The 12,372-nt window shown below is 61.0% G+C and carries 10 protein-coding genes; 9 read left to right on the top strand and 1 reads right to left on the bottom strand.

Going from position 1 to position 12,372, the window contains the following annotated elements:
• Nucleotides 1–200: 200 nt before the first annotated feature.
• Nucleotides 201–1,235, bottom strand: coding sequence for a helix-turn-helix domain-containing protein (locus tag ACR0C5_RS16560; protein WP_480877959.1), 1,035 nt, complete (start codon nucleotides 1,233–1,235; stop codon nucleotides 201–203).
• Between the two features lie 247 nt (nucleotides 1,236–1,482).
• Between ACR0C5_RS16560 and ACR0C5_RS16555 the strand changes: the two genes are divergently transcribed.
• The 9 genes from ACR0C5_RS16555 (at nucleotide 1,483) to ACR0C5_RS16515 (ending at nucleotide 12,339) form a co-directional block, all read left to right on the top strand.
• On the top strand, nucleotides 1,483–3,048 hold the full coding sequence (locus tag ACR0C5_RS16555) for an arylsulfatase (RefSeq protein ID WP_480877957.1): 1,566 nt from the start codon (nucleotides 1,483–1,485) through the stop codon (nucleotides 3,046–3,048).
• Between the two features lie 71 nt (nucleotides 3,049–3,119).
• Nucleotides 3,120–4,091 carry an HAD family hydrolase gene (locus ACR0C5_RS16550; protein ID WP_480877955.1) on the top strand — a complete coding sequence of 324 codons (972 nt, stop codon included), beginning with the start codon at nucleotides 3,120–3,122 and terminating at the stop codon, nucleotides 4,089–4,091.
• Nucleotides 4,079–5,077 (top strand): AAA family ATPase, encoded by a 999-nt coding sequence (locus ACR0C5_RS16545; RefSeq protein ID WP_480877952.1) that lies wholly within the window; start codon nucleotides 4,079–4,081, stop codon nucleotides 5,075–5,077. Before ACR0C5_RS16550 ends, ACR0C5_RS16545 begins: the two co-directional genes overlap by 13 nt.
• A gap of 7 nt (nucleotides 5,078–5,084) precedes the next feature.
• Nucleotides 5,085–6,059, top strand: coding sequence for a DUF58 domain-containing protein (locus ACR0C5_RS16540; RefSeq protein WP_480877950.1), 975 nt, complete (start codon nucleotides 5,085–5,087; stop codon nucleotides 6,057–6,059).
• A complete protein-coding gene (locus ACR0C5_RS16535) occupies nucleotides 6,059–6,538 on the top strand; it encodes a DUF4381 domain-containing protein (protein ID WP_480877948.1) in 480 nt (159 codons plus the stop codon). Before ACR0C5_RS16540 ends, ACR0C5_RS16535 begins: the two co-directional genes overlap by 1 nt.
• Nucleotides 6,535–7,521: a VWA domain-containing protein gene (locus ACR0C5_RS16530; RefSeq protein WP_480877946.1), complete on the top strand. Its 987-nt coding sequence runs from the start codon at nucleotides 6,535–6,537 to the stop codon at nucleotides 7,519–7,521. The genes ACR0C5_RS16535 and ACR0C5_RS16530 overlap by 4 nt, the downstream gene beginning before the upstream one ends.
• Complete coding sequence (locus ACR0C5_RS16525) at nucleotides 7,518–9,047, top strand: VWA domain-containing protein (protein WP_480877943.1); 1,530 nt, start codon at nucleotides 7,518–7,520, stop codon at nucleotides 9,045–9,047. The genes ACR0C5_RS16530 and ACR0C5_RS16525 overlap by 4 nt, the downstream gene beginning before the upstream one ends.
• Nucleotides 9,044–10,372, top strand: coding sequence for a hypothetical protein (locus ACR0C5_RS16520; RefSeq protein WP_480877941.1), 1,329 nt, complete (start codon nucleotides 9,044–9,046; stop codon nucleotides 10,370–10,372). Before ACR0C5_RS16525 ends, ACR0C5_RS16520 begins: the two co-directional genes overlap by 4 nt.
• A gap of 17 nt (nucleotides 10,373–10,389) precedes the next feature.
• Nucleotides 10,390–12,339, top strand: coding sequence for a multiheme c-type cytochrome (locus tag ACR0C5_RS16515; protein WP_480877939.1), 1,950 nt, complete (start codon nucleotides 10,390–10,392; stop codon nucleotides 12,337–12,339).
• The last annotated feature ends 33 nt before the right edge of the window (nucleotides 12,340–12,372 follow it).

The raw sequence follows: 12,372 nt of genomic DNA, 5'->3' as shown, positions 1-12,372 counted from the left end.
TTCCTCTCCAATCCAGCTGGCAAAATGGGATCAGAGGGCAACTTCCCGACATCCTCCTGCGGGTGCATGCACAACCAAGCCGCCACTGAGCCGATCTGCCGTTCAATAGCGGTAAGCTATGTGGTCCAAGTGTCCGGGTTGTGTCGCATGTTGTATCAATTGTATCAGCCGTGCCGACTGCCCCGACTGCCCCTTCTCGTTTATGAATTGGTGCCCGTAGTTGCCTTGGTGCGCGGGGCAATGGATGGCGCGTATCCCACCCAAGTTTTGAACGCTCGGGTAAAGTTGGCCATGTCGCTATACCCCAGCCTGTGGGCGATCTCGGTCAAGCCCAAATCCGTATCGCGCAACAAGCTTAAGGCGCGGCGATGACGGACCTTGCTCAGCAATTTTCGAAAGGACTGCCCTTCAAGCGTCAGGCGCCGTTGAAGAGTGCGCTTACTCATGCTCATGCGACGTGCAACGGAGTCCAGTTCAGGGGTGCCTTCAAACATATCCAGCAGGATGCAGGCCTCCAACGCGATAATGAAGTCGCTGCCGGGCGCTGTCATTTTTGCCTGAACATCCGCCCAGCACATCGACGCCCCAGCCATGCTGTGTGGCAATGGCGGCGTATCCAACTCAATAGCGGTCAGCGGCAGGGACAGCGCCGAGCGGCCGTAAAGCGGCTGACACTGCAACAAATCGCGTAATTCATCCCCTTGGCCTCGGTCGGGGTAGTCAATTTCGATCCACCGCGGTCGCCAGCTAGGACCAAGGAAGCGTCGGACAAATCCCAGCATCAATGGGATGTTGTGGTCGCTGTGGGCGCAGATGGGGACGTCATCACCGCGCGGGACGAAATAGCGCATGATTCCGCCGCTGCGCATTTCAACCAACCAAACGCGGGGGCCGTTCTGGAACAGGGGCATGGCCCGCGCAAGACGATGAATCCCTTGACGCAACGTAGGGGCCTGACCGGCAAATTCGAACCACGGACCAATTTCCGCCCCGGACATTCCAAGCCCGACATGCAATCCGAAAAACGGGTGGCCCGACACGCGTTCAGCCTCGGCAAAAACACCGACCATTGCCGATAGCGGGATTCGCACAAACCGATCGTTCAGCACATCAATCGGAATGTTGGCTCGTTCAAAGACTCGCTCAACCGCTGCCGGTCCGGCGCAGCTTTGCAGCCGGTCCGGCAAATGTCCCATCCCGGCTGCGGTCGTGGTGGCGGTTTTTAGTTTTGACATCGTTAATGCTGATTTTATCTATGTATTACTTTGGAGACGGAGCAAATTATTGAGGTATATAAATTTTTGCACGGCTCTGGCGTGAAATGACAAGTGAAATGTGCTATCACTTGATACGCGTGGACAGGATGTAAGTTGTCATCACACAGCCCGAGGCGTCTTGGGCAGCCGGGGGGCGTGACATCGTATCCATGTCCACAAGCCGAAGGCACTACCCCCGGTTATTTCGAGTTCAGGGAGACAAACATTGCTTTTATTCCGACAATTAGTCAAACGGGCCGCCCGTCCGCTCAGCGGTGGGGTTCTGACGCTGGCCGCTCTGAGCGCGCCGGTGTTGGCCCAGGGCGCGAACGACACGCCGAATTTCCTGGTCATCTGGGGCGACGATATCGGGTATTGGAACATCAGCGCCTATAATCAGGGCATGATGGGGTATGAAACCCCCAATATCGACCGCATTGCCAATGAAGGGATGTTGTTCACGCACAGCTACGGGGAACAGTCCTGTACCGCAGGGCGTGCGGCCTTCGTCACGGGTCAGTCAGGGTTTCGCACAGGTCTGCTGAAAGTGGGTCTGCCGGGGGCCAAGGAAGGCATGTCGCCGAAAGATCCCAGCATTGCCGAATACATGCGCTCCAAGGGGTATATGACCGGGCAATATGGCAAGAATCATCTGGGTGATCTGGACGAACACCTGCCCACCAACCACGGATTTGATGAGTTCTTCGGCAACCTCTATCACCTGAACGCCGAAGAAGAGCCTGAAAACGAGGATTATCCCAAAGATCCGGCCTTCCGCGAACAGTTCGGCCCGCGCGGTGTGATCCGGTCATCAGCGGACGGTTCGGTCGAGGATACCGGCCCGCTGACCCGCAAACGGATGGAGACCATAGATGAGGAAGTCACAGCCGGGGCACTGGACTTCATGCAGCGCGCCCATGATCAGGGTAAGCCGTTCTTCCTGTGGTACAACACCACGCGGATGCATATCCACACGCATCTCAAGGAAGAAAGTCAGGGCGTGACCGGGCTGGGCGTCTATCCTGATGGCATGGTCGAACATGACGGCATGGTCGGCCAGATGCTGGACAAGCTGGACGAGCTGGGCATCGCCGACAACACCGTCGTGATGTATTCCACCGATAACGGGGCCGAGGTGTTCTCGTGGCCCGATGGCGGCACCACGCCGTTCCGGGGCGAAAAGAACGACAACTGGGAAGGCGGCTATCGCGTTCCGATGATGATCAAATGGCCCGGCGTGATCGAACCCGGCCGCAAATCCAATCAGGTCATCAGCCATCTGGACTGGTTCCCCACCTTCATGTCCGCCCTTGGCGATCCCGACATGAAGGAACGGATGCTGACCGAAGCTCCCTTTGGCGAGGAAAACGAGCCCGTCCATCTGGATGGTTATGACTTCATGCCCTATTTCCGGGGCGAAACCGACACCGGGCCGCGGCGCGAATTCATCTATTTCTCGGATGGCGGCGATCTGGTGAACCTGCGCTATAACCGCTGGAAAGTGGTCTTTGCCGAACAGCGCGCCCATGGGTTCGACGTCTGGCAGGAACCGCTGACCTTCTTGCGTCTGCCCAAGATCATCGACCTGTATTCCGACCCGTTCGAACGGGCGCAGGACGAATCCATCGGCTATTCCCGCTGGCGTCTGGACCGCACCTATCTGCTCGTACCCGCGCAGGCCATTGTGGCGCAGTTCCTTGGCACGTTCCAGGACTACCCGCCACGTCAGGAACCGGCCAGCTTCTCAATTGATCAGGTCCTGAGAAGCCTGCAAACAGCCGGCAGTCAGTAACGGCCTAGACCGGACAAAACTTCATGGCGCGGAGCGATGCCGCGCCATTTTCGCACCAAAAGAGATTTCTCATGAAACGCTATGTTTTTGCCGTGGCTGCCTTGCCGTTTGGTTATTTTCCCGCGCTGGCCGATCCGCTGGAGTCGTGGAACGACACCGCCACCAAAGCCGCCATTATCGACTTTGTCGAACGGGTGAGCGATCCGAGCTCTTCCGATTTCGTCCCCGAAGAGGCCCGCATTGCGACCTTTGACAATGACGGCACGCTCTGGGGTGAACAGCCGGTTTATTTTCAGCTTATCTACGCACTCGACCGCCTGAAGGAAAAGGCTGAGGCGGACCCGTCGATCCTGACCTCGGATGTCCTAAAGGCTGCCGCTGCAGGCGATATGGCCGCCGTCGCCGACGGGGGAGAGGCTGGTTTAATGGAAATCCTGAACGTCTCGCATTCGGATATATCCGTCGATGCGTTTCAGGCCGATGTCGCAGACTGGATCGCCACCGCCCGACACCCGGACACGAACCGGCCATACAACGAGATGATCTATGCGCCCATGCTGGAACTGCTGGATTACCTCGAGGCCGAAGGGTTTCAGACGTGGATCGTGTCGGGTGGCGGCATCCACTTCATGCGCGCCTTTGCCAGCGAAACCTACGGAATCCCGATCAACCGGATCGTAGGCTCGGTCACGCCGACCAGCTATGAGGTAGTGGAAGGTGTGCCCAAAATTATCAAGGGCACCGGAATTGCTTTTGTGGATGACAAGGCAGGCAAGCCTGTTGGGATCGACTCGCATATCGGGCAGCGTCCGATCTTTGTGGGTGGCAACTCGGACGGTGATTTCCAAATGCTGGAATATGCCACCGCTGGCGACAGACCTGCCCTAGGCGTGATCGTTCATCACACCGATGCCGACCGCGAATACGCCTACGACCGCGACAGCCACATCGGTAGGCTGGTCCGCGGATTGGATGAGGCCGACGCACGTGGATGGGTGATCATCGACATGAAAGAGGATTGGGCGAAGGTATGGCCGGAATGAGCGACACTCCCAACCCCCGCGCGCATATCGACGCCCTGCGCGAACGCATGGGTCAGGCCATAATTGGTCAGCGCGACGTCATCGAGCGCCTGTTGATTGGTTTGCTGGCCAATGGCAATCTGCTGGTCGAAGGTTTGCCGGGGCTTGCCAAGACCCGCGCGATCAAGGCGATGGCGAAGAACCTGGAAAGCGATTTCAGTCGCATCCAGTTCACACCCGATCTGTTGCCCTCGGACGTGACTGGCACGGATGTCTACTACCAGACCGAAAAGGGCGGCGAATTCCGTTTCGAGGCCGGGCCTATCTTTGCCAATATCGTGCTGGCCGACGAGATCAACCGTGCCCCTGCCAAGGTGCAGGCCGCCTTGCTTGAGGCAATGGAGGAACGGCAAGTCACGGTGGGCGGGACCACGCACAAGATGGCCCCATTGTTCATGGTCATGGCGACCCAGAACCCGGTGGAGCAGGAAGGCACCTATGCCCTGCCTGAGGCGCAATTGGACCGGTTTTTGATGCATGTGCTCATCACTTACCCTCCGGTCGAGGATGAGGTTGAGGTCGTGCGGCTGGTCCGCGCTGAAGAGATCGCCGCCCAGAGCAAAGCAAAAGGCGAAAAACCCGCCCCAATCCCGCAACAGGCGATCTTTGACGCCCGGTCCCAGATCGGCGGAATCCATGTCTCGGACGCTATCGACCGCTATTTCGCCGATCTGGTGCAGGCCACCCGGACGCCCGAGGCCTATGGCGACGATCTGCGCCGCTGGATCGAGGTCGGCGCAAGCCCGCGCGCCTCGATCGCGCTGGATAAATGCAGCCGCACCCATGCCTGGCTGAGCGGGCGCGATTATGTCGACCCCGAGGATGTCCGCGCCATTGCGCCAGATGTGCTGCGGCACCGGCTGGGGCTGACCTACGAGGCCCATGGCGAAGGGATCAGCGCCGATCAGGTGATTGCCGAGATCCTGATGCAGGTCGCACTGCCGTGAGGCGCAGATGTTGAACCGAAACGCATCCCTCAGGCTGGGGCGCGTCAAACCCCGGCCCGCCGAAACCGACGACCCGCGCGTTCGGGTTGATATCGCGCATCTGCGGGCGCTTGAGACGCGCGCCAAGGCGCTGCGGTTTCTGCCGCGCCAGCCTGCGCGCTCGGTGCTGAATGGCCGCCACGCCTCGCGCCTGCGCGGGCGCGGGCTGAATTTCGAGGAACTGCGCGGCTACCTGCCCGGTGACGACATCCGCGCGATTGACTGGAAAGTCACCGCCCGCGCCGGTGAGCCCTATATCCGCGTCATGACCGAGGAACGCGACCGCCCGACACTGATCGTGGTGGATCAGCGCATGTCGATGTTCTTTGGCTCGGTCCTGAACATGAAATCGGTCACTGCGGCCGAGGCGGCGGCCCTGTCCGCCTACCGGATTTTCGATCAGGGCGACCGTGTGGGCGGCATCGTCTTTACCGACGACAAGATCGCCGAAATCAAACCCGCGCGCAGCCGGGCCACGCTGTCGCGCTTTATGGCCATTCTGGCGGAGGCGAACGGACAATTGCACGCCGAGGCCCCCGAGACCGATCCGATCCGCCTGACCGACGTGCTGCGCGCTGTTGCCCGGATCGCCCCCCGCGATCATCTGATTGTGGTGCTTAGTGATTTCGATGTGATTGATGCAGAAACCGAACAGTTGGTCTCAGGCCTGTCACGGCGCAACGACCTGATCTTGGGACTGATTACGGATCCCTTCGCCAAGGACCTGCCTCGCGATCTGTCACTGATCATCTCGGACGGAGCGTTGCAGGCTGAAATCAAAACATCCGACTCAATACAACATGCGGCGCTGAGAGAATTCGCCAGCGCCCGCGTGGCGCAGGTTCTGGATTGGCAGCGCAGGTTCGGCGTGCCCGTTCTGCCGCTGACAGCGGCCGAGGAAACCCTGCCGCAGATCCGGCATCTGATGGGGCTGGGACCGTAATGAACGAAACGGAAATCCCCACCGGCACTTCGCTGGTCGACCTGCTGGATCAACTGGTTGTGCCAGATCCGCCGCCGCCCGTGTCGATGATGCCGCAAACGGTCGGCTGGGCCGTTGTGGGCGCGCTTCTGGCGGCGGCGGCGGTACTTGTGCTGTGGCACATGATTTCCCGATACCGCGTCAACGCCTATCGCCGCGCAGCGCTGGCAGAGCTGGCGCAGGCCGCGGATGACCCCGCGCAGGTCGCCGAAATCCTGCGTCGCACGGCGCTGGTGGCCTATGATCGGCGCTTGGTTGCCGGATTACAGGGAATGGATTGGATCGCCTTTCTGGAACGCACCGAAGGTGCATCGTGGAATGACGCTCTGCGCCCGCTTTTGCTTGATGCACCCTATCGCGGCAACACCGGAGCCTCGCCGGATCTGACCGCGCGCGTCGCCCGCTGGATCAAGGCACATAAGCGCGAGGTGGCCTCATGATCCAACTGGCGTTTCCATGGGCTTTTCTGCTTCTGCCACTGCCCTGGTTGATCTGGCGTTTCGCGCCACCGCACAGAGAACGCGTGACGGCGCTGCGGGTGCCCTTCTTCCGTCAGGTCTCGCATGCGCTGGGGCAGGAACCACGCGCCGGATCTGTGGTGTTGGCCCGAACGCGGATACAGATGATCACGGCAGCGTTCTGCTGGGGGTTGATCGTGATCGCACTGGCCGGGCCAGAACGGGTCGGTCGCCCCGTCGAGATCGAAAAATCAGCCCGCGACATGATCCTTGCCATCGACGTGTCTGGCTCGATGGACACTGTGGATTTCACGGATGCACAAGGCGAGAAACGGCAGCGTTTCTCGGCCGTTCAGGATGTTGTACGCGCTTTTGTGCAGGGGCGAGAAGGCGACCGGGTGGCGCTGATCGTGTTTGGGTCCAAGGCGTATTTGCAGGCTCCGCTGACCGAGGATTTGCAGACGATCACCGATCTTTTGGACCGCACGCAGGTTGGCATGGCCGGACCCCAAACGGCGCTTGGCGATGCTATCGGGCTGGCGATCCATACCTTCGAAGCCAGTGAGATTGACGAACGCGTCTTGATCCTGCTGTCCGACGGCAGCGACACCTCCAGCCGGATGGACCCAGTGAACGCAGCCGAGATTGCCAAAGACAACCGCGTGACCATCATGACCATCGGCGTTGGCGATCCCGAAGCTTCGGGCGAGGACAAGGTGGATGTCAAAACGCTTGAAGACATCGCTCGCCGCACCGGTGGTCAGTACTTCTTTGCCGCCGACCAGTCCGCCCTGACCGCCATCTATGCCCGAATCGACGAACAAAGCCCGCGTCAGGTCGAAACTCTGTCCTATCGCCCGCGCCAGTCTTTGGCGTGGATACCACTGGGGTTGGCTGCGCTGCTGGGTTGCGCCGCGATGGGAAGGTTGTCGTTGGGCCACCGTAGTGGGAGGGCGCAGGCATGAGCGATCTGCTACTGGCCATGTCGGTGTTCCATTTTCTACGGCCGCTCTGGCTGCTGCTGGTGCCAGTGATCGTCGGATTATGGTGGCTCACCCGACGACGTCGGTCCGGGCGTAACACCCTGTCTCAGGGCATCGCACCGCATCTGCAAGCTGCGATGGAAGTCGGACGCAATCAGGCGCACCGCATTCGGCCCATAGATGGGGTTGCGCTGACTTTGTTGTTGCTCGCCGCGGCGGCTGCAGGACCGACTTGGTCACGGCAACCCAACCCTCTGGTGGCGCAATCCGCGCCGGTGGCAGTGGTTCTGAAAGTCACCAAATCGATGGACGCCATCGATATTGCACCCAGCCGTCTGGAACGCGGCAAGCAAAAGATCCGCGATTTTCTAGACCTGAGGGCAGGGGGGCGATCGGGGTTGGTGGCCTATGCAGGCAGCGCGCATGTGGTGGTTCCAATGACCGAGGATGCCTCGATCATCCTGCCTTATCTCGAAGGGCTTTCGCCAGACGTGATGCCCAAGGAGGGCGCGGATTTTGCACAAGCCCTGAGCCGCGCTCAAGCCCTGATCGAGGACGAAGGCGGTGGTGCGTTGTTGCTGGTGGCCGATGGTCTTGATCCGGCGGATGTGAGTGCGGTCGAAACCGCCCCGATGCCGGTTGCGGTTCTGTCCATGCTGCCCGAAGGCACGCGCGACCGGGGGCTTGATGCGCTCGGCAATCGGGTGATCGCTGTGCAGCCCGATGGCAGCGATATCCGGCGTCTGGACCGGACGCTGAATGCCTCATACCGGCAAAGTCTGCTGGAAAACTCTGATGACCCGTGGCTGGATCGTGGGCCGCTGCTGACGTGGCCTGCGGCACTGTTGCTGCTTTTGTGGTTCCGGCGGGGCTGGACTATGCATTGGGGTGCCGCGGTCTTTGCACTTATGCTGATGGCGCCCGGGCAGGCGCGCGCCGACGGCCTGGCTGACTGGTTCTGGACGCCTGACCAGCAGGGGCAGCGTGCCTATGATCGCAAGGATTATACGCGCGCCTCTGAACTGTTCGGTGACCCGCTGTGGCGCGGATGGGCCATGTACCGGGCGGGCCGCTATGCCGAAGCCGTGCAGGTGCTGGACCGTGTGGATACCGCACAGGCTGCCATGATCCAGGGTCTGTCAAACATCCGAAATCGGGCTTACCGTGACGGGGTTCGGTCGTTCGAAACCGCTCTGACGCGCGACCCGGACTATCCGGGTGCTGCTGAAAATCTGGAGATCGCAAAACAGATCGTCGCGTATGTCGAAGCCGCGCAAGAGGCGCAGGATACGCAGGACCAGACCGAGCTGCGCGCCGATGACGTGACCTATGACAACGAGGAAAACAAAGGTCAGGAGCTTCAGGTTGACCTGCCGCAAGAGGACGCCGCCGCCGGGCTGCAGAGCGCCGAACAATGGATGAACTCTGTTGATACCGAGACTGGGGATTTCCTGAAAAGTCGCTTCTTGCTGGAAGCGACGCAGGCGGCTGCGGAGGGCGAGCAATGAAACTCTGGCCTGTCTTAGCGGCTCTTTGCACATCAATTGTACCCGATGTCGCGGCGGCGCAAGACCCGTTTCCAGGTTTCAAATCCAACGCCGAGATCAAGGCCGAGGAAGACGCCCGCGACGGCAGTGAAGCCGCCACGCCAACCGAGCCCGTCGCGCGGGTCGAAATGTCGGCCATGGACGTCGTGCCCGGTCAGGCGCTGGATATGCGGGTGACCGTTTTGGTGCCGACCTACATGCCCAGCCCTCCGGTGTTTCCGACCTTTGATCAGCCGAACCTGATGATCTCGTTGCCTGAAGGCGGGTCGGGCCCCGTGACTGAGCGTGTGGGCGCCAGCAACTGGTCGGGTGTTAGCAGACGCTACAAGGTGACGCCGATGGTGGCGGGAAATTTTGGGATTCCGTCGCTGGAGATCACGGTTACATGGGCCGACCCCGAGACCAACGCGCCTGTTGAAACGACGCTCTCTCTGGCTGCGCAGAGCTTCACTGCCACGGTGCCTAGTGGGTCCGAGTCGCTTGACCCTTTCATTGCCGCTGAAGCGCTGAGTCTGACGCAGACCGTCGAGGGATCAGCCGAGGCTCTGGAACCCGGCGATACTCTGACCCGCACTATCACTGCTGAAATTACGGGAAGCAGCGCTATTCTGCTGCCCGCGCTTGCTCCCACGGGCGCTTTGCCCGGTTTGGCGGCCTATCCTGACAGCCCGACGGTGCAGGACCGGGAGAATCGGGGAAAGACCGTCGGCACCCGCTCCGAACGTACGGTTTATTTGGCGGAAAGCGGCGCTCAAAGCAGCCTGCCTGTCATCAAGCTGCGTTGGTTCAACACAAACACGGGACAGATCGAAACCACGTCGGTCGAGGCCATCCCCTATAACGTCGATGGCCCGATCTTGCCGCGCGTGGCCGATGCCGACCGGGCGACTCTGATCTATATGGCTTTAACCGTGCTTCTGGGAACTCTGGCCGCCATAGGATTGATCCGCCACAGAGCCCGCAAGCGTGACGCGTCCCTACCGCCCCCGACAGAGGCCAGCCTGTTCCGCGACCTGATGCACACCGTCAAGGCACGGGATCTTCACACCCTCTATGGCGCATTGGACCGATGGGCGGCGATGACACAGGGTGCCGACCCGCGTCGACACACAGACGTCCAGCTTGCCCTGACCAATATCGGTGCCGCCGCCTATGGCCCGCAAGACAGCGAGCCGGGGGCAGCCTGGGCTGCGCTTGCAAGGGCCTTGTCCGCCGCCCGGCACTCGGGCACTCTGACCCGCGCGGCACAGCCTTTGCCCGCGCTGAATCCCACGGGCCCTGCCTGACCGACCGAAGGACTCTGATGCGCCTGCTCATTTCTGCCCTGTTAACCCTTACTGGCCCTGCTGTGCCGGCTATCGCTCAAAGCGCAGATTATGTCGGCTCGGACGCCTGCACCGAATGCCACCGCGCCGAGGCTGATGCCTGGAAAGGCTCGCACCACGCGGGGGCCTGGACTGAGGCCGTACCCGACAACATCCGCGCGGATTTCAACGGGACAACTTTCACGTTGGGCGACATGACCGCGCGGTTTCGGATTGAAGCAGACGGCACCCACCACGTTACCGTGACTGAGCGCGACGGTGTGACAACCGACTACCCAGTGCATTCAGTTGTCGGTGTCGAACCTCTGCAGCAATACTTGCTGGAAACCGAGCCCGGCCGGTTGCAGAGCTTCGACGTGGTCTGGGATACGGAAAAGTCCGAATGGTTCCACCTTTACCCGGATCAGAACGTGCCACCTTCGGACGCGCTGCACTGGACGGGGCCGTACAAAAGCTGGAACGCGCGCTGTGGCGTCTGCCATGCCACCGGGTACGACACCGGATACGACCCGGCCTCGGATACATATCAGACCACTCAGGCCGAGATTGGCGTCGGCTGCGAGGCCTGCCATGGCCCCGGTCGTGATCATGTGGGATGGGCCCAGGGCGCTGGCGGGCCCCCCTTGAACTTTGGATTCTCGGCTGACCTGTCGACACCGCAAGGGCTGATCCAACAATGCGCGGGATGTCATTCCCGACGCGAGGCGTTCTTTGACGGCAACCCTGAACCGGGCACCGCCTATCACGACGCCTACAACCTATCGCTGCTGCGGCCCGGCCTCTATTACCCCGATGGTCAGATCCGGGATGAGGTCTATGTATACGGGTCGTTCCTGCAATCGAAAATGCATGAAAAGGGCGTCACCTGTTCCGATTGCCACGATGCCCATAGCGCCGAAGTCATAGCTGATGGCAACGCCGTCTGCGCACAGTGTCATAACCCCGATGGCAACCCGCGCTTTCCCAGCCTGCCGCTGGCCAAATTCGACAGCCCCGCCCATCATCACCACCCGGAAGGCAGCGCCGGGGCGCAATGTAGGTCCTGTCACATGACAGAGCAGGTCTATATGGGCAATGACTGGCGGGCCGATCATTCCTTCCGCATCCCCCGCCCGGATCTGAGCGCCGAGACTGGCGCGCCGGATGCCTGCACCAGCTGCCACACCGATCAGACCCCGGACTGGGCCGCAGCACGGCTGCGCGACTGGTTCCCAGACAGTTCCAACCGCGGGCCGCATTTCGGGCAGGTTTTGGCGCGGGCACAGATCAATCCCACATTGGCCTCGGACGATCTGGTGGACCTGGCCCTTAGTGCCCGCAGCCCGGCACTGATCCGGGCGACTGCCATCTGGCTGATCGGCCAGACCGGCGACCCCAAACAGATCGGGCGCATTTCGGATATGGTCAACGCGGCAGACCCCGTGATCCGATCTGCCGCTGTCGAAGCCATGCACAGCCTGCCCGGTCATGAGCGGGTACAGCGAGTGTTGCCCATTCTGGATGATCCCAGCCGCAATGTCCGGATCGCGGCGGCGCGTGGACTCTATAATGCACCCATCGCGCATTTGCCTGACAAGATTGCGGCCGCGTTCCGTTCGGCGATAGGCGAGTGGCAAAGCGCGATGGCTGCGCGGCTGGACTTTCCCGAAACCCATTTGCAACTGGGTGGCTTTGCGTTGACCACCCGCAACCTTCCCGCCGCCGATCAGGCCTTTGCCCGCGCCGTTGAAATGGACCCCATGCTGGTCGACGCCTGGATCATGCGTATCCGCATCGCAGCGGTTTCCGGGCAGCAGGAAAAGGTCGAAGAACTCATCGCGGCTGCCAGTCGCGCCAATCCAGGCGACTTTGCTCTTGAAAGCCTGATCGCCCAACTGACCGGAACCGAGATGAACCTGTTGCCCCCACCCGCCGAGCCGGACGAATAAGTTGACAGGTTCAAAGCGCACAGAATTCCCCTG

The organism is Ruegeria sp. N8, assembly GCF_056531325.1.
The sequence above is the reverse complement of the archived record's forward strand: the minus strand, read 5'-3'. Positions and strand labels throughout refer to the sequence as shown.